At 60.8% G+C, this 21,281-nt stretch carries 17 protein-coding genes; 6 read left to right on the top strand and 11 right to left on the bottom strand.

Translation table 11 applies throughout. The features are described 5' to 3' along the window. Positions 1–336 precede the first annotated feature (336 nt). A complete protein-coding gene (locus tag PCPL58_RS24170) occupies positions 337–1,677 on the top strand; it encodes an MATE family efflux transporter (RefSeq protein ID WP_065350622.1) in 1,341 nt (446 codons plus the stop codon). Here the strand turns inward: PCPL58_RS24170 and PCPL58_RS24165 are convergent. The 6 genes from PCPL58_RS24165 to PCPL58_RS24140 form a co-directional block, all read right to left on the bottom strand. Next, entirely contained in the window at positions 1,671–2,573 is a 903-nt protein-coding gene (locus tag PCPL58_RS24165) for an alpha/beta hydrolase (protein WP_054081955.1), read from the bottom strand. The two genes, PCPL58_RS24170 and PCPL58_RS24165, sit on opposite strands and share 7 nt — an antisense overlap. Before the next feature lie 80 nt (positions 2,574–2,653). Beyond that, complete coding sequence (locus tag PCPL58_RS24160) at positions 2,654–3,790, bottom strand: contractile injection system protein, VgrG/Pvc8 family (protein ID WP_065350621.1); 1,137 nt, start codon at positions 3,788–3,790, stop codon at positions 2,654–2,656. A 230-nt stretch (positions 3,791–4,020) separates the two neighbouring features. Beyond that, positions 4,021–5,934: an arginine decarboxylase gene (gene speA / locus PCPL58_RS24155; RefSeq protein ID WP_003431712.1), complete on the bottom strand. Its 1,914-nt coding sequence runs from the start codon at positions 5,932–5,934 to the stop codon at positions 4,021–4,023. 88 nt (positions 5,935–6,022) lie between these two features. Then, positions 6,023–6,394: a translation initiation factor Sui1 gene (locus PCPL58_RS24150; protein ID WP_003313912.1), complete on the bottom strand. Its 372-nt coding sequence runs from the start codon at positions 6,392–6,394 to the stop codon at positions 6,023–6,025. Between the two features lie 188 nt (positions 6,395–6,582). After that, complete coding sequence (locus tag PCPL58_RS24145) at positions 6,583–7,128, bottom strand: NUDIX hydrolase (RefSeq protein ID WP_065350620.1); 546 nt, start codon at positions 7,126–7,128, stop codon at positions 6,583–6,585. Beyond that, positions 7,128–8,207 (bottom strand): DUF2333 family protein, encoded by a 1,080-nt coding sequence (locus PCPL58_RS24140; RefSeq protein ID WP_003431710.1) that lies wholly within the window; start codon positions 8,205–8,207, stop codon positions 7,128–7,130. Before PCPL58_RS24140 ends, PCPL58_RS24145 begins: the two co-directional genes overlap by 1 nt. A 264-nt stretch (positions 8,208–8,471) precedes the next feature. On the opposite strand from PCPL58_RS24140, the gene PCPL58_RS24135 reads away from it, so the two are divergent. Next, entirely contained in the window at positions 8,472–10,127 is a 1,656-nt protein-coding gene (locus tag PCPL58_RS24135) for a response regulator (protein ID WP_044309551.1), read from the top strand. 7 nt (positions 10,128–10,134) lie between these two features. Here the strand turns inward: PCPL58_RS24135 and PCPL58_RS24130 are convergent, their stop codons facing one another. Continuing rightward, complete coding sequence (locus tag PCPL58_RS24130; RefSeq protein ID WP_161806720.1) at positions 10,135–10,929, bottom strand: response regulator transcription factor; 795 nt, start codon at positions 10,927–10,929, stop codon at positions 10,135–10,137. A gap of 167 nt (positions 10,930–11,096) precedes the next feature. Further along, positions 11,097–11,567: an A24 family peptidase gene (locus tag PCPL58_RS24125; RefSeq protein ID WP_065350619.1), complete on the bottom strand. Its 471-nt coding sequence runs from the start codon at positions 11,565–11,567 to the stop codon at positions 11,097–11,099. A 75-nt stretch (positions 11,568–11,642) separates the two neighbouring features. On the opposite strand from PCPL58_RS24125, the gene PCPL58_RS24120 reads away from it, so the two are divergent. Together PCPL58_RS24120 and PCPL58_RS24115 are read left to right on the top strand one after the other, a co-directional pair. After that, entirely contained in the window at positions 11,643–12,098 is a 456-nt protein-coding gene (locus tag PCPL58_RS24120) for a TadE/TadG family type IV pilus assembly protein (protein ID WP_065350618.1), read from the top strand. After that, entirely contained in the window at positions 12,088–14,868 is a 2,781-nt protein-coding gene (locus PCPL58_RS24115) for a PAS domain-containing sensor histidine kinase (RefSeq protein ID WP_065350617.1), read from the top strand. The genes PCPL58_RS24120 and PCPL58_RS24115 overlap by 11 nt, the downstream gene beginning before the upstream one ends. Here the strand turns inward: PCPL58_RS24115 and PCPL58_RS24110 are convergent. The 3 genes from PCPL58_RS24110 to PCPL58_RS24100 form a co-directional block, all read right to left on the bottom strand. Then, entirely contained in the window at positions 14,865–16,898 is a 2,034-nt protein-coding gene (locus PCPL58_RS24110; protein WP_065350616.1) for a TadG family pilus assembly protein, read from the bottom strand. The genes PCPL58_RS24115 and PCPL58_RS24110 overlap by 4 nt on opposite strands. Before the next feature lie 137 nt (positions 16,899–17,035). After that, positions 17,036–18,352 carry a bifunctional DedA family/phosphatase PAP2 family protein gene (locus PCPL58_RS24105; protein WP_065350615.1) on the bottom strand — a complete coding sequence of 439 codons (1,317 nt, stop codon included), beginning with the start codon at positions 18,350–18,352 and terminating at the stop codon, positions 17,036–17,038. A 3-nt stretch (positions 18,353–18,355) separates the two neighbouring features. Beyond that, positions 18,356–19,027, bottom strand: a complete 672-nt coding sequence (locus PCPL58_RS24100) for a DNA-3-methyladenine glycosylase (RefSeq protein WP_044309545.1) — start codon at positions 19,025–19,027, stop codon at positions 18,356–18,358. Between the two features lie 285 nt (positions 19,028–19,312). On the opposite strand from PCPL58_RS24100, the gene PCPL58_RS24095 reads away from it, so the two are divergent. Both PCPL58_RS24095 and nadD read left to right on the top strand, forming a co-directional pair. Then, positions 19,313–20,578 (top strand): glutamate-5-semialdehyde dehydrogenase, encoded by a 1,266-nt coding sequence (locus PCPL58_RS24095; RefSeq protein WP_065350614.1) that lies wholly within the window; start codon positions 19,313–19,315, stop codon positions 20,576–20,578. 22 nt (positions 20,579–20,600) lie between these two features. Then, on the top strand, positions 20,601–21,260 hold the full coding sequence (nadD, locus tag PCPL58_RS24090; protein ID WP_161420682.1) for a nicotinate-nucleotide adenylyltransferase: 660 nt from the start codon (positions 20,601–20,603) through the stop codon (positions 21,258–21,260). Positions 21,261–21,281 lie beyond the last annotated feature (21 nt).

Below are 21,281 nucleotides of genomic sequence, written 5' to 3'. Positions count from 1 at the left end.
ATCGGCAACGGTAGAGAGGATGCGACTATATAACAGTCGTGATGACAAGTATTACTGTCAGATTGACCAGTAAGGTCACATATCGAGCGGACTGACTATCGTGCCATTGCGCGTTGGCATGCAGCGGGTGACGCAGAGCGTCACGAAATGCATTCACACGCTGCGGACTGACCCCAAAAAGTTAGACAGTTGACTATCGTTCCTCACGCTCCAGTGGAGCGTGCTGAATGATAACGCTGCCGCTTTCGAGGCATGAGTACCGTTTCCGGACGTATCGAAACGCTGGGACACCCTGCGTTTGATCTGGCTACAATGCCCGCCTTGCCGGGAGTTCTCATGTCTACGTTGTTCACTGACTGGCGTCATCGCTCAACCCATCGTCGTGTCTGGGCGCTTGCGACGCCGATGATTCTGTCGAATATTTCCGTGCCGCTGGTGGCGCTGGTCGACAGCGCGGTGATCGGTCATTTGCCGCACGCCCATCAGCTGGGCGCTGTGGCGGTGGGCTCTACGCTGTATACCTTTCTCGCCTGGGCGATGGGCTTTCTGCGCATGGGCACCACCGGTTTTGCCGCACAGGCGGCAGGGCGCAGTGATAGCGCAGCGTTGCGCCGCATTCTGTTGCAGGGGTTGCTGCTGGCCGTCGGGCTGGCGGTATTGCTGGGTGTGATCGCCTTGCCTTTCAGCCATCTGGCGCTGACGATGATGCAGCCGTCTGCCGATCTGCAGCAAATGACCCTGGATTTCTTCCACACCCGACTGTTCGGCCTGCCTGCGGCGCTGGCCAGTTATGCGCTGGTCGGCTGGTTTCTTGGCGCGCAGAACGCGCGGGCGCCACTGGCCATTCTGTTGCTGACCAATGCGGTCAACATCGTTCTCAATCTGTGGTTCGTCATCGGGCTGGACTGGGGCGTGATCGGTTCGGCGCGTGCGTCGGTACTCGCGGAGTGGACTGGCGTGGTGCTCGGTCTGCTGCTGGCACGTAACACCTTGCGCGCCTGGCCGGGCCGGATCGTCTGGTCGGCCTTGCGGCTATGGAGTAACTGGCGGCCCCTGCTGGCGGTCAACCGGGACATCTTTTTGCGCACACTCGCGCTGCAATCGGTGATGTTCCTGATCACCGTGCAGGGCGCTCGTTTGGGGGATGCGACGGTTGCTGCCAATGCCTTGCTGCTCAACGGCCTGCTGTTGACTGCCCATGCCCTGGATGGGCTGGCGCATGCGGTAGAAGCGCTGTGTGGCCATGCCATCGGCGCGCGGGACCGGGATACGTTGCGACGCTCCCTGGTGGTTGCGGGAGGCTGGTCATTGATTTCCAGCATGGTGTTTGCGCTGTTCTTTCTGGTGGCTGGGCATGGCTTCGTCAGCCTGCAGACCGATATCCCGGAAGTACGCGCCACCGCGATGACGTATCTGCCGTATCTGGCACTGATGCCGTTGCTGGCCGTCTGGAGCTACCTGCTGGACGGCCTGTTCATCGGTGCTACCCGTGCGCGGGAAATGCGCAACGCGATGCTGTTCAGCGCAGCGGGCATCGCGCCGTTGGCTTATCTGGCTGCCAGCCACGGCAACCACGCCCTATGGCTGACGTTCCTGGCCTTTACCCTGCTGCGCGGCCTGAGCCTTGGGGTCATTGCCTGGCGGCTGACGCGCAGCGACGGCTGGTTCGTTCACTGAGCCTTCTGCCCGGTTCCGTTCTTGTCAGACGCCATTTGCGGGGTGTGGCTGACGAACATGTCCACCTCATCGATCACAGGGGCCAGACCGCTCAGCAATCTGGCAAATGCGCCGACCAGCGTGCCGTGATTGGTGCGCGAGAAATACAAGTCTCGCACCGGCACGCCGGCTTCACGCAGCGACCTGGCCAGGCCGCCGGTGTTGCGCTTTGGGTTGACCAGCGAGTCGGTGTTCGAGGCCATCAGCAATGCCGGTGGCGCGCTGGACGTGACGTGGTTGATGGGTTGCGAGTCTGGCGGTGAATTCGGGAAGAAGAACACCGGCTTCACGTCCGGGTTCTCGATGGGCAGGAAGTCGTAAGGCCCGGCCAGTCCGATCCAGCCGCTGAGGATGGAGGGGGACAAGCCTTCACGAGCCAGCCAGCGCGGGTCGAGCGCGAGCATTGCGGCGTTGTAGGCACCCGCGCTGTGGCCCATCACGTACAGGCGGCTCGGGTCGCCACCGTAGGTGTTCGCATGTTTGTGCGCCCAGGCCAGCGCCTTGGCCGAGTCTTCCAGAAAGCTGGGGTAACGTACCTGTGGATACAGCCTGTAGTCGGCGATAACCACCACCATGCCTCGCGCAGCCAGCGCTTCGCCGACGAACGCGTAATCGGCCTTCGAGCCGCTGTTCCAGCTGCCACCATAGAAAAACACCACGACCGGTGCCTTGGCCGGTTTCGCCTTGGGCGTGTAGATATCCAGCGTATTGCGTGGATCCGGCCCGTACGCCAGGTTGTAGACATGATCGACAGGCCCGCTGGGGTTCAACGTATTGAGCAGCTTCAAAGGCGAGCAACCGGACAAGGCTGCCAGTACGGCACCGGTCATCAGTGTCAGGAAAATCACTCGGATCATGGCGGAGGGGCTCTGGAAGGTGAGTCGGATATGCCTGAGACCATCACGCTTCATCCCAGTGCCGCACAGTTGCTGCTACGTCATTCAATGGCGTGTGGATCACTCGATTTGCCATCCGCTTTGTTGGCGAAGCTGATGCGCGGGCTGCTCAGCGTGAGACCGCTGTCGTCGATCTGTACCTTGCTCGGCCCGGCGTCGACGATCAGTGTGCTGCCTTCAGCCAGTTCTATGCGGGTCCCGTTCGCCAGTTGCAGTCGTCGGTCTGGCCCGGTGATCGCCTGCCAGTCAAGGTGCATCTCAACGTTATCGGCGGGTGCTTGATCACGCCTGTGGCAGCCGTCATCTGCCAGCGCTGACAGGCAGCCACTGATCTGCGGCGGGCGTTTATCGTCTGCGCAAAAGCTCACTATCACCGACATCCCACCCCGACATTCGACATCCAGCCCCGCAGCCAAATGCAGCCAGCAGCCAGCATCGGGGCCTTCCGGGTGTTGCCAGTCCCATTCGAGGCGCACGTGCAACCGGCCTGACGCATCGGTCCTTGCCGGTTCGCCGTCGCGACCGATGATCCAGCCACGCTGCAGAGACGCAATGCAGGGACGCGGTGCCGGGGCAGGTGCTGTGAACCCGGCTTCCCAAGGGATGGTGCCAAATACCAACTGATGGCGGCGACGTGAGTGGACGAAATGGTAGTGAATGCCTTCTTCTGCACACAGCCGCTGGACCAGTTGCAGGTCGGATTCCTGGTACTGCACGCAGCTTTCGCGCTCGATGCATTCTGTCTGCAGGTCAAAGCGGAAGGTGTTCCTCAAACCATGTTCTTCCAGCACCTGGGCAATGATCCGCGTGGCGGTCATGTGTTGAAAGATACGTGAGTGCTGACGCAGCCCGAGGCAGGCCAGTCGAGGCCCCATCAGCAGCGTGTAGCAGGCCGGGCCGGGGTGGTAATGCTTACGTGTCGCGCCGTGGATCTGACCGTGAAAGCCTTGCCCTCGAAAACTCTGCCCCGGAAAACCCTGCTCGCCGCCGCAGCTCAGCCAGGCAGGCTGGTACATCAGGCTGGTGAGGTCCAGATCGAAACCGTCGCCGAGGATTTCCAGCTCAATGGCATACGGCTGGCTGATCGCTTCGGTTGCGCTGAACGATACGACAGTGAAACGGCGCTGCAGGCTTGCAATCTCCAGATGAAATAACGGCGCGCTGGCGGGGTCGGGCATGGAGGGCTTCTCTACCGGGAATGCGACCGCGGATTCTCGCGCAGAAGCCGGGCAGGGTAGAGGTCTGCAGGTAGAACAGGACGTTGCCTACAGCAGGTGTCGGTGGGGGATTACGTCGAGTGGGTGGGCTGTATGAGCGCGGAGCATGCGCGGCGATGGTTACGCACGCCTCTGCATGCCAATGCGGAGCATTGGCATGATAAGCAGTCAGATCTGGCTCCGCGCAAGGATCAGGACGACAGGTACGACGAGCGGGTCAGCCCCAGGCGCAAGGCATCGAGGAAGTAGGTGCGCTCGCGTGGGGTGATCTTGGCGCTGGCGACCTTGTCCCGGTAATGGGTCATCAGTTCTTCCGGCGACAGGTGCACGTAGCGCAGCATGTCTTCGATGGTGTCGTGGGTTTCGATGCCGGCGTGGTAAACGCTGCCGTCCGGGTTCTGGTAGATGTTCACCGAGTCGGTATCACCGAACAGGTTGTGCATGTCGCCGAGAATTTCCTGGTAGGCACCCACCAGGAAGATGCCCAGCAGATAGTCTTCGCCTTCATTCAGCGAATGCACCGGCATGCTGGTCTCGATGCTCTGCTCATCGACGTACTGCTTGATCTTGCCGTCCGAATCGCAGGTCAGGTCCTGAAGCACGGCGCGGCGCACCGGCTCTTCGTTCAGGCGGTGCAGGGGCAGAATCGGCAGTACCTGGCCAATGGCCCAGGTGTCCGGCAGGCTCTGGAACACCGAGAAGTTGCAGATGTACTTGTCGGCCAGCTTGTCGTTGAGCTCGTCCAGCACCTGACGATGGGAGCGTTGACGGGCTTTCAGCGAGTTGTACAGACGGCGGCAGACGGCGAAGTAGCATTGCTCGCCCAGTGCCTTTTCCGACAGGCTGATCTTGCCGTCGGCGTACTGGGCCGCGATGTCGCTCATGTAGTGCGTGGCGCGCCAGTAGGTTTCGGTGACCATCTCGATGTCGGTCGGACCCAGCAGGTCGACCAGCCATTGCACGGTTTCCGGCAGGCTGGCCTTGTCGGCGATTTCCGGGACTTCGTCGTTGTGTTTTTCGACGTCGGTCACCTGAACCACCAGCATGGCGTGGTGGGCGGTCAGCGAGCGGCCGCTTTCCGAGAAAATATGCGGGTGCGGCAGGCTTTGCGCGTCGCAGAATTCCTTGAGCATGCCGACCACGACGCCTGCGTAGTCGTCCATGTCATAGTTGATCGAGCTGGCGTTGCGCGAGTGCGTACCGTCGTAATCGACACCCAGACCACCACCGACATCGATGTAGTCCACCGGCAGGCCGAGCTTGCGCAGTTCGCCGTAGTAACGGATCGCTTCCTTGAAACCGTGCTGATAGTCGGCCAGGTTGGCGATCTGCGAGCCCATGTGGAAGTGCAACAGGCGGATGCCCTGATCCAGGCCGGCCATGCGGAAACGCTCGACCACCGACAGCAATTGCGCTGCCGACAGGCCGAACTTGGATTTTTCGCCACCGGTATCCGCCCATTTGCTCGATGCCAGGGAAGACAGACGCACACGCAGGCCGACCTGGGGGGCGACCTTCAGCTCGGCGGCTTCTTCGATCACCAGTTCGACTTCGGATTCTTTCTCGATGACGATGAACACGTTGTGGCCCAGCTTCTGGCCCATCAGCGCCAGACGGATGAACTCACGGTCCTTGTAACCGTTGCAGACGATGGTGCCGCCTTTCGGCGCCAGTGCCAGCACAGCCATCAGTTCAGGCTTGGAGCCCGCTTCCAGGCCGATGGAGACGTTCTGCGTGGCGATGATGTTTTCCACCACCGCTTCCTGCTGGTTGACCTTGATCGGGTACAGCGCGGTGTATTTGCTCTGGTATTCCAGGCGCGCAATGTTGCTGTCGAACGCGCCGGTCAGCTGGCGCACGCGGTCTTGCAGGATGTCCGGGAAACGCACCAGCAAAGGCAGCGAGAGGCCGCTCTTGCGCAGGTTGTCGACCTGTTCGTAAAGGTCGATGGGCGAGCTGTCCGGCCCGTTGGGACGGACTTCAACGCGCCCCGCTTCGTTGATTGCAAAATAACCCGCGCCCCAATGGCGAATGCCATAAACGCTGCGGCTGTCCGCAACGGTCCATTGGCTGCCATCGTCTTTGCGTGTGCGTCGTACGGACATCGAAGTCCCCTATAAAGAAGTCGTAGCGCCAGCCAGTAGCCAGCTGCGCGCATTGTAATGAGTGGAAATGACGATTTGATTCGCGGGTTCAGCCGCCGGACTTTTTAGCCTTGAAGCCTTTTTTGATCAGCTCGGCCAACAGCAGTTCGACGTGATCGCCTTGAATCTCGATCACGCCTTCCTTGAGCGATCCGCCTGTGCCGCAGCGCTGCTTGAGGGCCTTGGCCAGCTCTTTGAGCGGCTCTTCGGCCAGCGGGACGCCGCTGATGGTGGTAACCGTCTTGCCGCCACGGCCCTTGCTTTCACGACGTACACGGGCAATGCCGTCACCTTCGGGGATGGCCGTCTGTTTGCAGGTGCACTCGGCAACGGGTTGACGACAATCGGGGCAGTGGCGCCCCGCGTCGGTTGAAAATACCAGGCCACCGAGGGCAGCGAGAGAAGCGGCTTTTTTAGCCACGCAAAAATCCTCTTGTTGAGGACTGAAGATGGGTCGGGCTCGTATGAGCCATCGACCGCGAAGCCCCACTCTGGCAGGGGCAGCGCTACTGAAACGGCAGGGCCGGTTCAGTTTGAAAAGGTCGCGCAGTGTAACGGCAAACCGGCCGGTTGCTAAGGGGCTGAATGCGCCAATTTCTGAACACTCGCTTACTGCTCGTTCTCTATCTGTTTCAGGTAGCGTTTCAGCGCCGCCAGGGAGTCGGGGCACCAGGGATTGTGCTCAGCCTGTTGCAGAACTTCGACGACGGGCATGAAGCGCGCTTCCAGCACCTCTTCAGATTGCAGTTTCAAAGGGCCGTCCCACACGGCTGAAAACACTGCACACCAGAGCCGGTTGCCCGGCTGATCGAAGAAAAACTGTTCGTGGGCCTGCAGCGGCACGCCACTGACCCCCAGTTCTTCTTCCAGCTCGCGCGCAGCAGACTCCGCATAGCTTTCATCCGCCTGGACCATTCCGCCTGCGGCTACGTCCCAGTAGCCGGGATAGATCGCCTTGCTCAGCGTGCGTCGGTGCACACACAGCTCACCCAGACTGTTGAACAGCAGGATATAAGTGCCGCGTCCTATCAGCCCGCGTTCACGCAGGTCGGCGCGGACCAGTGAACCGAGCAGCCGATCCTGTTCGTCGACCCAGGCGATCTGCTCGGCATCCGAGGCGGCGCGATGCGCGGCCTCGTTGGCAGGTATGGACATCAGCCTTGATTCAGCAGCTGGCGCAGGTCAATGACTGCGGCGTTGGCACGCGAAATGTAGTTGGCCATGACCAGCGAGTGGTTGGCGAACACGCCGAACGGGCTGCCGTTGAGAATCATCGGGCTCCACATTGGCTCTTGCGAGGCCTCCAGTTCACGAATGATCTGGCGCACGCTGACCGTCGCGTTCTTTTTCGCCAGTACGTCGGCAAAATCAACCTCGATGGCGCGCAGCAGGTGCGAGAGCGCCCAGGCCTGACCACGTGCTTCGTAGAACACGTTGTCGATTTCCAGCCATGGCGTTTCGACGATTTCCTCATCGACCTGCGGTACTTCACCGGGCTTGACCGAAACAGCAGCTTCGGTTTTCAGCGTGCTGTTGAGTTTGACCCGGCCAACGCTGGCCGACAGACGCTGCGACAGCGAGCCCAGACGGGTGCCGACATCGCCCAGCCAGTTGTTCAGGTTGTCGGCGCGGGCATAGAACAGCGCGCCCTTCTGGTTCGGATCGGACAGACGTGCCTGGTAGCGGCTCAGGGAGTTGATCCCCTCGGCGTACTGCGATTCGCTGGAAGGCAGGACCCAGCTGCGATTATTGAAGTTGAACAACGGCTCGGCACGCGCCAGGTCGCCATCTTCAGCCGATTGCGACTGGGAACGCGCGAAGTCCTTGCGCAGCGCACGGCTCAGGTCACGCACCTGAACCAGCACGCCGTATTCCCAGCTCGGGATGTTGTCCAGCCACAGGCCCGGTGGCATGCGGTCGTTGGACAGGTAGCCACCGGGCTTGTTAAGCAACGTGCCCGCCACGGTCTTGAGCGTTTCAACCGTCGTGTAACCGATGACCATCTGTTTGCCTTCACGCTCGGCGGCAGCCTGGGCGTTTTGCTGTACCGGGAACAGCGCAGGTTCCTTGCTCCAGTACCAGCCGACTGCCAGTGCCACCAGCAGGTAGATCAAGATCAGGGCGCCCAGCGCGCGACTATAGAACAGGTTACCCAGGTAACCGCGGCGTTTGGTCGATGAAGTGTCTGCGGTGCGCGCACCCGCGCTGCCTGCGCGGTTCTTCCAATCCAGCATGGTAGGGTCCTTTCGATCTTGAGTTGAATGCTTCACGAGGCGTTCGACCGCAACCTTACCTCAAGGTGCGGCTGGCAGACATTATCTTGAGATTTGAACTGTAACGTTGATAGGCGCAGTCTATGCACCGATTGATTTTGCATAATGGCTATGCGCCATCAAACTGTTGTCAAATAAGTGACTTGCGACACTGTTCTGTTGTAACGGAGGTGCTAGCATAGCGCCATCAGCCGTATTGCTCAGCAAAACCACAGTAGTCTGAATATGACCGACCCCGAAGACCCTAGCCGAGACCGCCTGAAGCACCACTTTGCCCAGAGGGTCATTCACCAGGCGCGCCAGATTCTGGAGACGTGGCAACGTCTGCAGAAGGCCGAGTGGTCGATTGGCGATATGGCCGAGCTCAAGGAGTCCACGCTGCGTCTTTCGCGCTTTGCCGAACGCTTCGAGCAGGCCGAACACAGCGCGCTGGCGCAGGAGATCAGCCAGGCGCTCGATGCGGTGGAAGCCAATCGCGGTCGCCTCAACAGCCGGGTCATCACCGATCTCAATCGTCTGATGCAACGCCTTTCCCGAACCGGGCTGCGACACGGCGACCGTTTTGAGCAAACGACGCTGCCACCGTTGCGCAAGCCCGTCTATGTGGTGCTTCATGATCACGAGCGGGCCGAGCGTCTGGCCAAGCAGCTGGAGTTTTTCGGGCTGGCGGCGCTGTCGCTGCACAATGTCGGCGAGTTTCAGCGGGCGATGGCCCAGCGGCATCCGGCGGCGATTGTCATGGATGTCGATTTCAGCGGGCCCGGCAAGGGGCTCGAACTGGCCTCCCAGGCTCAGGAAGGGCTGGAGCAGAAACTTCCGCTGTTGTTTTTCAGCCTCAATGAAACCGATACGCCCACCCGCCTGGCCGCAGTCAGGGCCGGTGGCGAGGAGTTTCTGACCGGCGCGCTGGAAGCGTCGAGTCTGCTGGAAAAAATTGAAGTCCTGACCTGCGTGGCTCAATACGAGCCCTATAAAGTGCTGATCATCGACGATTCCCGCGCGCAGGCGCTGCACACCGAGCGTGTTCTGAATGCTGCCGGAATCGTTACGCGGGTGTTGCTCGACCCGATTCAGGCAATGTCCGAGCTGGCTGAGTTTCAGCCGGACCTGATCATCCTCGACATGTACATGCCGGGGTGTACCGGCACGGAGCTGGCCAAGGTCATTCGCCATAACGACCGTTACGTCAGTGTGCCGATCATTTATCTGTCGGCTGAAGACGATCAGGACAAGCAGCTCGATGCCATGAGCGAAGGCGGCGACGACTTCCTGACCAAGCCGATCAAACCCCGCCATCTCATCACCACTGTGCGCAACCGTGCCGCGAGGGCTCGCAACCTCAAGGCGCGCATGGTCCGCGACAGCCTGACCGGGCTTTACAATCACACGCACATTTTGCAACTGCTGGAAGATTGCTGCTTTCGTTCGCGACGTGAAGGCAAGCCGCTGTGCTTTGCCATGCTTGATATCGACCACTTCAAGAGGGTCAATGACAGCCACGGTCACCCGATGGGGGATCGTGTCATCAAGAGCCTTGCGCTGTTTCTCAAGCAACGCCTGCGCAAAACCGACTTCATCGGTCGTTACGGCGGTGAGGAATTTGCCATTGTCATGCCGGACACCGACATTCAAAGCGCTCATAGGGTGCTGGATGACATCCGCCAGCGCTTTGCCGAGATCCATTACCCGGCGCAGCCCGTCGACCTGTTCTGCACCTTCAGCGCCGGGGTGGTTTCGCTCGGTGCCAATGACGACAGCCTGAGCCTTGCGTCCCAGGCCGATGCGGCGTTGTACTGCGCCAAGCACGCAGGCCGCAATCAAGTGTATTCGGTGCTGGTCGATGTGCCTTTTCACGTCGTGCTGAGCGAGATCGAAGCCTGAGTTCCATTCAGCCCTGGCTTTCGATCAGTCTTTGCCGCTCCGCCGATTTGCCCGGTGAAAATGCCAATGCCAGCTGCGTGCGGTTATGCATGTGAGTCAGGCGCAGCACTTGCGACACATAGAGTTTCACAGTGTTTTCAGTAATCCCCAGTTCGCAGGCGATCTGATAATTGGTCAGTCCGGTGCTGACCAGACGCGCTACGTCAAGCTGGCGAGGTGACAACTTGGCCAGAGCCACCGGCATCTGCACCTCACGCTCCACACCGTCACGCGCTTTTCGCTCGGGCTGAGGCCTGTTCTGGACACTGTCCAGGTTCTGATAAAGATCATCAATGGACGCGGCCAAAAACTGAAGCTTTTCGTTGAGCAGGCCCAGCTGCTGACGGTTTTTCTGCCGCTCGTTCAGCGCCTGGACCTGCAACTGCACACCTTCGAGCAATTCTTCCAGATCGACCGGCTTCTGGTAGTAATCAGCGATGCCGGCCCGAAGCGCCTTGATGACGTCTTTTTTCTCGGCCTCGCCGGTCAGCATGATGGCCTCGAACAGATGCGTCTTGCCGCCGGTCATCTTCATCGCTTCGACCATCTCGATCCCGTTCATGCCGGGCATTTCCAGATCGCAGAGTACGATACCGATGGTGCTGTCGGCGCTGAAACGCTCGATGGCTTCCAGGCTTGAATAGCAACGCACACACTCATAGCCGCTGCTCTCCAGAAACTCGCAGAGCTCTTCAACGATAAGGGGCTGGTCATCGACCACCAGAACTTTCGTGAGCGGGTAATTATCCACAGGCGACTCCATGCTGTTGGGGGGCCGTCGACGGCGCCCCGATCCATTCAGCAAACCATGATTCGGCGTCATTCGATCGGTGCGGGTATTGCTGACAGTACGCCATAGCCATGACTTAACCGTAGTCGTACTTCCTGACTATGTACATAGCATTAAAATATTCCCGTGCCGTTATTCGACTAATGGAGCAGTGCTGTGCTCAGGAGTAAACCTGCGAATAAAAAAGGTGAAAAAGGATATTTATCTGGCGTGCCGGGGTTCATATACCGGTAGCGTTGCGCAACCCATTGCTGCGTATGAGGCCAGGTACTCTTTCCGACGATAAGCCAGGCTGCCATGGTGAGGCCGGCGCCAATAAACGTACACAGTAGGTAAGCACTGTTTGAGGCCAGCGCCAATGCCGTCATCAGTTTGACGTCTGCGGCGCCCAACTTGCCGAGGGCATAACCTGGCAATGTCAGCGCCCATGCCAGGGTCACGGCCAGCAAGGCCTCCAGCGCAGGCGAGCCGAGCCAGGTCATACCGGTCAAAGCCAGGTAGATAATAGCCAGCGTTGCTGCGCCGAGTGTCAGCCCGTTGGAAATCTGCTTGCAACGCGCATCCTGTTCGGCGCAAATTGCAAACCATATCAGTAGGAAAAATAATTTCATCACGCCGAAGACATCCTGTTATCGGGAAAGAATCTATGCTGTGTTGATGCAGTACATGTCAGGGTAGACGTCGATATGAAAACAGTTCCGCAACATACCTCGCCCCGCCGTCAACACGGTGCTGCCGCTATTGAATTCTCTGCGGTGTTCGTTATTTTCTTTGCTGTGTTTTACGGCATGGTGAGTTATAGCCTGCCGTTGCTCATGGTCCAGTCATTCAATGCCGCCGCCAGTGAAGCGGTGCGCAGAAGTGTTGCCCTCAGTCCGACAGTTACTGGCTATAACGAGGTGTTGAAGAGTCAGGCCCAGAGTGTGGTCATGAACCAGTTGTCGTGGATACCTCCAGCGCTGGGCTTCAATGTCAGCTACACCAGCGTGACTTACAGCGCAGGCATTCTGACAGTGACCATCCAGTACCCCAAGGCCCGACTGGCTCAGGTTCTGCCCTTGCTGACCCTCCCTGGTATCGGGGAGGTCCCGCGCTTGCCGAGCAACCTGACTGCACAAGCGAGTCTGCAACTTGTCCCTTGAAAAGAATCGTTTGAGCCGTTGGCTGGGCCGTGGTGAGGCAACACAAGTGCCGCAGCCCTTGCCCGTATCGAGCGAGCCCGGTCCGATCGGTGCGGACCTCTATCTGCTGCTGGATGACGAGGGCCGCATCCAAAGCATCAGCCCGCACTTGCTTGCCCGCCTGGACATGGCTGCGCCACTGCCGGCTGCCCAGCGATTGATGAGTCTGCTGTTACCCAATAGCGCGCTGGTCATCGAAGGCGTGCCGCGTGACTGGCTGGGGCACATGCTCGACCTGGACTTCAAAAGTGCCGACGCACACACCTTGCACGCCCGAGGCTGGGTGCAGGCGCATGGCAAGGGCTGGCTCTTGCAATTGCTGGATATCAGCGACCTGATGGAGGAGGCCAGTGCCGCACGCAGCCGTCAGCAGTGCCTGCGGTTCGCCGGGCAAATGGCCGAGCGTGTGCGAGGGTGCAGCGTCGACCGCCTGACTGCGGTGGTGAGCGAGCAACTGGAGGAACTCGCGCAGCTGTGGCGCATCCCCTGTGTAGCGCTGGTGTTGCCGGAGGTCGGCGGTGTTGGCTGGCGCGTGTATTGTCAGTACAGCGCCCATACGGCGCCCGAGTTGTGGCAGGTCGGGCAGCGGTTGGGCTCCGCGCTGGATCGATTCAACGCCGACGCTACGCGACAGCTGAGGTTTGACGGCGGTGTCGATCAGGGGGCGCTGCAAAGTGCTTTCGGCAACGCTGACGGTTTTCTGATTCCCCACAGTCGCGATAACGTTGCCAAGGCCTGGCTGATGTTCGGATTTTATAACGCGCAGCAGCAGGCTCCGGACCTTGGCGAGCGAGAGTGGCTGAACCTGTGCTCGGCCTTGGCCGGGCCAGTGCTTTTTCGCCTGTCCGAGCAGACCAACCGTCACCATGTCGAACGCCTGGCAGTGCTTCAGGACCTGCTGGGCACCGGATGGTGGGAGTTGGTGCCTGATCGTGACGAGGTTTTGCTGGCGCCGCAGTTGGCTCGCAGTCTGCGTCTGGGCGACCAGGTCGAGAGCCTGTCGCGTCAGGACTGGCTGGCGCTGATTCATCCCGCCGATCGACAGGAACTGTCCAGTCGCCTCGCGCAGTTACGCGACAAGGGCACACCGCTGTTGCTCTGTGTGCGTCTGGCGCAAAGCGATCCCGCTCAGGAAAACCTCTGGTTTCGTATCCAGGGGCAGGCGTTGATCCGAGGGCAGGTTCAGCGTGTGCTGGGGTTCATGCTGGATGTCAGCGATATCAAGAGTCAGGAAACCGAGGCCGCTGCCGCCCATGCCCGGCTGGATAACCTGATTGCCAGTTCGCCAGCGGTGATTTACGTGCAGCGTTACGATCGCGGCAATCTGGAGCCAACCTTTTTCAGCGACAGCCTCACGCCTTTGCTGGGCTGGACGCTGGCCGATTGCGTCGATGGGCAACTGGCGGGATACATCCATCCCGAAGATCACGACATCTGGTTCGAGCGTAACCGCCAACTGCTGCGCGAAGGATTCGTCAGTCGCCGGTTCAGATTGCGCAACCGGAACGGTCAATACCACTGGCTGCTGGACGAGGCGCGATTGCTGCGTGACGACCTTGGCATGCCGGTGGAGGCGGTGGGGCTGTGGCTGGACGTGACCGAGGCCACCCTGGCCGCCGAGCATATACGACGCAGCGAGGAGCGTTACCGCATTCTGGTCGAGGATTCGCCGGCCATGATCTGCCGCTACACGCCGGATCTGGTGTTGAGTTTCGGCAACCGGCCGCTGGCCAATTATATGGAGTGCACACCCGAGCAACTGACCGGGATCAACCTGGGCGACTGGCTGTCGGCCGAGCAGCGCGAGGCGTTCATCCGGCGTATCGGTCAACTGACTCCGGAGGCGCCGGTGAGTACCGAAGAAATCTGCATCGAGCTGCCGGGACGCGAGTATGCCTGGTGGATATGGGCCGACCGGGGAGTATTCGATGAACACGGCAAACTGGTCGAAGTGCAGGCGGTAGGCCGTGACAACACCGATGTACGTCGCTCGCGCATGCAGTTGAATCAGAGCGCGAAGATGGCAACGCTTGGCGAGATGTCCACCGGTCTGGCCCACGAGATCAATCAGCCGCTCAACGTCATGCGCATGGCCGTGGTCAACGTTCTCAAGCGTCTGGGCCGGGGTGATGTGGACATCGAACACCTCACCGAAAAACTCAATCGCATCGACACCCAGGTGCAGCGTGCCGCCCGGGTGGTCGATCATATGCGGGTATTCGGTCGCCGCTCTGAGGTAGAGGAGCAGTTGTTCGATCCGGCCCAGGCGGTGGAAGGCACGATCTCGATGCTGGCTGAAGGCATGAAAGGCAAGGCCGTGCAGTTGCGGGTCGGCGCGATGATCGACGCGGTGCAGGTTCGTGGCCATGTCGATCAACTTGAGCAGGTGTTGATCAACCTGATGGTCAATGCCCGTGATGCCTTGTTGTCGCGTCGGGAAAAGGACCGCGATTTCCAGCCGTGGATCAGCGTCGAGGCAGAACGCGATGAAAACATCATCCGCCTGGCGGTTCAGGACAATGGCGGGGGCATTGACCCGCGGTTGCTGGAGCGCATTTTCGAGCCGTTTTTCACCACCAAACCGGTGGGGGTCGGCACCGGTCTGGGCTTGTCCGTCAGTTATGGCATCGTTGACCAGATGGGCGGCCAGCTCAGCGTCGCCAACGTCGGCGAGGGTGCTCGATTCCAGATCGAGCTGCCGATCTTCAACGCCGATCAGACCGGCAGCTAAATGACCAGTGTCGCCTGACCCAGGTTGCAACTCAGGTTGGTGCCGACGTCGGTAGCCCCCATGCTCACGCCCAGCGATTCGAACAGGGGGTCGACAACCGACGTCAGCAAGCGTGTCAGGGTGTCATCGACAATCGCGTCCAGCGCCAGGGTCAGGCTGCTCAGCGTGGTGGCCGCGCCGGTGATGACGTTGCCCAGCACATTGCTGGTCGCCGGTTTATACACATTCACTTTGACGCTCGACGCCGTGCCGTTGAGCAAGGTGCTCGGCTTGGTGTGCGCAACGCCTGTCAGGTAATACGGGGCGCTGTTAATCTCCGGCAGGTTGGGCGAGCTGAACGTCGTACTGGTCACCGTCGAGCTGCCCAGTGCCGACTGGCTGACATTGTCGAAGGTCAGGCCGATGCCGCCACCCCCGAAAGGCGTGCGGGCGGTGCAATTGCCCAGCAGCCCAGCGATCTTCTGGCAGGTTTTGGTGCCGATATCGATGACAGGCAGAGGCAGTGCGGTGATTGCCGCCGGATCAGTGCTGGCGGGGAAGGCCGATGCACTGTCGATCCAGCCGATCTTGGCACTGAGCAGCGCTGCGTCGGTCTTGACGTTGAGGGTTTTGCTGGCGTTGCTGGTGCAGGTAAAACCGGTGACGTAGCTGTCGGCGCTGGCCATTGACAGGCTCATGTCGATTCTAGGGCCCGAGTTTGACGAGCTGTCTGTCAGAAACTTGAAGTCGGTCACCATGCAACTGTTCAGTCCCAGCGCGCAGGTGGCCGAGGTCCCCAGCCCGGCAATGTTCAGGCCCAATGCGCTGTTGAGGATCGGCGTGATGCTGCCGATCACCGAACCTGCGGTATTGGCCAGCGAGGTTATCGTGCCGAGCACCGGCAGGTTGATCGACACCAGCGCGCGCATTTGTGCCGTGCGCACGTAAATCCGGTTTGCACCGTCTCGAGGGTTGAGCGGGTCGATTTTGCTCGGGTCGCCGATGGCCGACAACTGAGGCGGCTCGATCACCTGAATGCGTGTGGTGACCTGCGCCAGCCCGGCGACATTGATCTGGGTCGCGGTCAGAACACCGGTCTTTTCGTTGGCCAGTTGCGCGAGGCCCTGAACCAGATCCATCAACCGCAGATTGGTATTCAGTGCGGCGAGGTCCGTGCCGCTCTGCACTGACAGTAGATCCCCCAGCAGCACGGTGGTCGTTCCAGCCGCCAGCTTCAAGGCTTGCAGGCCCTGAATGGCGGCGGCACCGCCCAGCGTGGCGTTCGGACTGATGATATTGATTGCGCTCTGCAGCAACTGACTGACCGATACCGAGGTGTTGAGTACATCGTTGTAGCCCACTGCCGTCAGGCTGAGGTCGGTTTTCAGCCTGTTCAGGTAGCTCAGCAGGCTCAGGTTGGTGTCGGCGATGCCTTGCCAGTTGGCAACACTCAGGTTCAACGAGCCCCCCAACAGGCTGCCGACCACCGGGTTGAGGAGGGCGGCACCGGTGCTGTCCACGGTGACTGCCGCACTGCGAATGGTCAGTGCTGCCAGCGGCGCGGCACTGGCGGCAACCGCGGTGGCGCTGATCGTGACGTTGGGTGGGGAGGGCGTTTTTTCGAACAGTGCGCCAATACCGGCTGCAATGCTGCGCGGCACCGGATGAGCCGCGACCACCTGGATAGCCAGCGCCTGCGTCGAATCAGCGACAAATACGCGCGGTCCCGCGACGTCCACCGTGAGTGTTCCGCAACGAGTCACCAGGGTGCGGCCATCGGTATTGGGGGTGAAACCGTTGCGAGTGGCGCTCTGATTGGCGAAATCGGGCGCCGTGGCCGCTGTGCCGCTGCACGTTCCTCTACGGCCCGCCGCTTCCAGTGCGGCAATGTCCGCAACCCGCTGCAACGAGCGCTTTTCCAGATACAGCCTGCCGCTGTCGATAACGGTCAGCGTGCACAGCAACGCCAGGCCCATGGTCAGCGCGGCCATCAGGCCGATTGCGCCGCGCTGCCGGGAGGGCATCGCCGTATAACCATCCAGTGGAGACATCAACACTCCTTCGATCACGCCGTTGCACACTCATCTGTCACTGGAGAGTGTAGTCAACGCCCCGAAAGAGCACTGGCAAGGTGCCAGACTTGAGAAGTGTCGCACCCGTCATGGGCGGGCGCGATCAGTGCTGTCGATCAATACTGGTAACGCAGCACCCCATGCGACAGGGCACGAACGGCGAAGATACCCAGCAGTGCGGTCATGGCTGGCACAACGAGCCACCAGACGCGCACCGACATGGCCGGCAAGGGGTCCTTGCGTTGGATGAACGCCAGGCTGGCGGCACAGACGCAGAACGCCAGAAGCATGCCGGCGAGAATGTCGGTGGGCCAATGCACGCCCAGGTAAACCCTCGACAGCGCGATTGCCAGGGCCGGAATACCGGCGACCAGCATCCAGGTCAGGCGCAGGCGCACGGGTTGGCCGCGTCCGGCCAGCACTGCCAGGGTCATGAACAGCGCAAAGGCTGCCGAGCTGTGGCCGCTGGGCATGCTGTACGTCGTCAGCGGCTCTAACAGCACCTCCGGGCGAGCGCGGGCGAAAAACGTTTTCAGGACGCCGTTGGCGATCGCGGTGCCCAGTGTGGCGGTCAGGGCAAAGGCTGCGTGGCGCCATTGCCTGGCAACCGCCAGCACGATGATCAGCAGGCTGGCGGCCAGCAACTGCGCCCTGAAATCGCCGATGCTGGTGACGAAGACTACGATGTGTTGCGTGGCTTCGCTGCGGTGTTCCTGGATGAGCGTCATCAGGCCGTTGTCGAAGTCGGCCAGCAAGGGAAAGCCGAAGAACAGCGCCGCGACCAGCACCAGGCTGAGCGCGGAAATCAATCGGGTTGCGTAGCGTTTCTGGCGAATACTGCTCTGGATGCTCAGCCCGAACAGCACGGCCAGGCTGCCGCCGACCACGGCCGCTTCGGGCCAGAAGCCTTCCGGCAGTGGCAGGCGAATGGCCGCGCCGGCTGCCCAGCCCGGCATCAGGTAGGCAATCGACCAGCCGGCCGCCGCCAGCGCGCTGACCGTCACGAAGCGCGGCAGTGGCATGTCGCACATACCGGCGATCATCGGCAGCATCGGGCGCAGCGGACCGATGAAACGTCCGACCAGCAAACTGGCAATGCCGTAACGGTGGAAGTATTTTTCCGCACCTTCCATCCACTCCGGGTGCGTGCGCAAGCCGGGCAACTGACGGATATTCTGATGAAAGCGCCGGCCTATGAAGTACGACACCGCGTCACCCAGCAGCCCGCCGAGAAAACCCAGTAACAGCACTTCGCTCAACGGCAGTATGCCGCTGCCCGCCAAGGCGGCGATGGCAAACATGATGACCGTGCCCGGCACGACGATCCCGACGATCGCGACGCATTCAGTGAAGGCCACCAAAAAGATCGCGACAGCCACCCAGGAAGGATTTGCGGTCAGCCAGCCGGTCATTCCATTGAGCAGATCGCCCATCGGTCAGTTTCCTTGATCGAGAAATAGGTAGTCGCGGCCTTCGACCTGACCGCGTCTGAGGGGGTTCCGTGTACAGAAACGGGCGTAACCGGCATCCACGAAGCGATACATCAGGTGCTCATCGCGACCGGCAGGAATGCCCAGTCGGGTGGTCTGGATAACGCGTTCGGGTGTCTGACCGACGTCCTCGACCAGTAACCTCTGCGGGTCGAAGCGCTTGGCGTCCCACACTGGGACTTTCAGGCCGAGCGCCTTGCACAGCAGCGTCTGGCCAGCGCACAGTCGTTGCGCCGGGCGCATCGCACCGCTGGCGTCGGGGTTGTTCAACTGCATCTGCGCCAACGCGTTTTCGTCGCTGGTCGCGTCGGTCCAGGGAAATGCCGACTTGATCAGTACGGCATTGCCCGGCCCTTCGGCGCTGAAATTCAACGAATCTCCGCCGCGCGCGTAGTACATATAGATGTGGCCGCCGTCGAGAAACAGCGCCTTGCGTTTCTCGGTATAGCCCAGCGAGGCATGACTGCCCTTTTCGGCGCAGTAGTAAGCCTCGGTTTCGATGATCCGCGCGGCCAGCCACAGATCGCCTGCCTTGTGACGGATGACCTTGCCCAGCAGATCGCGCGCCAGCAACTGGGCATCGCGGTGAAAGAAGTGGTCGGGTAGGGCTGTGGGCATAATCAGACGGGTACATTGGGAAAGAGCCCGATGATAACAAGCGCAACTTTAATTGCAGCTGAATGTGTCTGGATTAGGCACTTTGTTGTTTCTGAACGTGACCGACGCATGACATGTCGTTAGGCCCGTGCGTGATGCCTGTCTGCGCATTGCCGCCGGCAACACCCGTCACTGTGGCGAAAAATCTGCGCACTGATATTGACCATCCGCCTGTCTGCGCTGTCGTTCGGACGGCACGACAGCTATAATCAGCCGCTTTCCTCTTTGCCAAGACCTCTGAGACCAATGACTGAGTCCGTTCTTGACTACATGACCCGCCTGGGTCGCGCCGCCCGCGAAGCTTCGCGAGTGATCGGTCGTGCCAGCACTGTGCAGAAGAACTGCGCCCTGCAGGCCACTGCCGCCGCTCTGGACGAAGCCCGCGCCGAGCTGTCTGCCGCCAATGCGCTGGACCTGGCCAATGGTCAGGCGAACGGGCTCGAGCCGGCCATGCTCGAGCGTCTGGCGCTGACCCCCGCCCGGATCGACAGCATGATCGTCGGGTTGCGTCAGGTTGCAGCGCTTGCAGACCCGGTCGGTGCGATCCGCGACATGAGCTATCGGCCTTCGGGTATTCAGGTCGGCAAGATGCGCGTGCCGCTGGGTGTTGTCGGAATCATCTACGAGTCACGTCCGAACGTGACCATCGATGCTGCCAGTCTGTGTCTGAAGTCCGGAAACGCAACCATCCTTCGCGGTGGTTCCGAAGCCATTCATTCCAATCGCGCCATCGCGGCCTGCATCGAACGCGGTCTGGCCGAGGCCGGGCTGCCCGCTGCTGTCGTGCAGGTGGTCGAAACCACCGACCGTGCGGCGGTTGGCGCGCTGATCACCATGCCCGAGTACGTGGACGTCATCGTGCCGCGCGGCGGCAAGGGTTTGATCGAACGCGTCAGTCGCGACGCGCGTGTTCCGGTCATCAAGCATCTGGATGGCATCTGCCATGTGTATGTCAGCGCCCACGCCGATCTGGCCAAGGCGCAGAAGATCGCCTTCAACGCCAAGACCTACCGTTACGGGATCTGCGGCGCGATGGAAACCCTGCTGGTCGATCAGACCATTGCCGCCGACTTTCTGCCTTCGATGGCCGCGCAGTTTCGCGAGAAGGGCGTCGAGTTGCGCGGTTGCGAGCGTACCCGTGACTTGATCGACGTGATCCCGGCCACCGAGGACGACTGGCACACCGAGTACCTGGCGGCGATTCTGTCGATTCGCGTCGTCTCCGGTCTGGATGAAGCCATCGAGCACATCAACCACTACGGCTCGCATCACAGCGACGCCATCGTCTCGGACCACCAGAGTCAGGTGCGCCGATTCATGACCGAGGTCGATTCCAGTTCGGTCATGGTCAACGCGCCGACCTGCTTCGCTGACGGGTTCGAATACGGCCTGGGTGCCGAGATCGGCATTTCTACTGATAAGCTGCACGCCCGCGGTCCTGTCGGTCTTGAAGGTCTGACCTGCGAGAAGTACATCGTGATCGGTGACGGCCAATTGCGCGGACAAGCCTGACTTGAATAGCCCCATGACCGCGCTGCCCAGACGTATCGGCATGCTTGGGGGCACGTTCGACCCGGTTCATATCGGTCATTTGCGCGGTGCGCTCGAAGTGGCCGAATTGCTGGAACTCGATGAGTTGCGCCTGACGCCCAGCGCCAGGCCTCCGCATCGTGACATGCCGAGCGTCACCGCAGAGGATCGTCTGGCGATGGTTCAAAGCGCCGTTGCGGGTGTGTCGCCCCTGACGGTGGATGACCGTGAACTGAAGCGTGACAAACCGTCGTACACCCTCGACACACTGGAATCGATGCGCGCCGAACTGGCGCCTCGGGACCAGTTGTTCCTGTTGCTCGGTTGGGATGCCTTTTGCGGGCTGCCGACCTGGCACAGATGGGAAGAACTGCTGGAGCACTGCCATATCGTGGTGCTGCAACGCCCGGATGCGGACAGCGAGTCGCCGGATGCCATGCGCAATCTGCTGGCGGCCCGCGCAGTCAGCGATCCCAAGGCCCTGAAAGGGCCGGGTGGACAGATTACATTCGTCTGGCAGACGCCTTTATCGGTGTCTGCCACCCAGATCCGTCAACTGCTGGCCAGCGGTAAGTCGGTACGTTTTCTGGTGCCAGACGCGGTACTGGCCTATATCGATGCACGCGGACTTTACCGCGCGCCGAACACTGATGGGTCGTCCTGAAACTGCTTTGATCGACAAGCG

This window comes from Pseudomonas cerasi, from assembly GCF_900074915.1.
In the GTDB taxonomy this organism is placed as follows: domain Bacteria; phylum Pseudomonadota; class Gammaproteobacteria; order Pseudomonadales; family Pseudomonadaceae; genus Aquipseudomonas; species Aquipseudomonas cerasi.
This window is presented reverse-complemented; position numbering and strand designations above follow the sequence as displayed.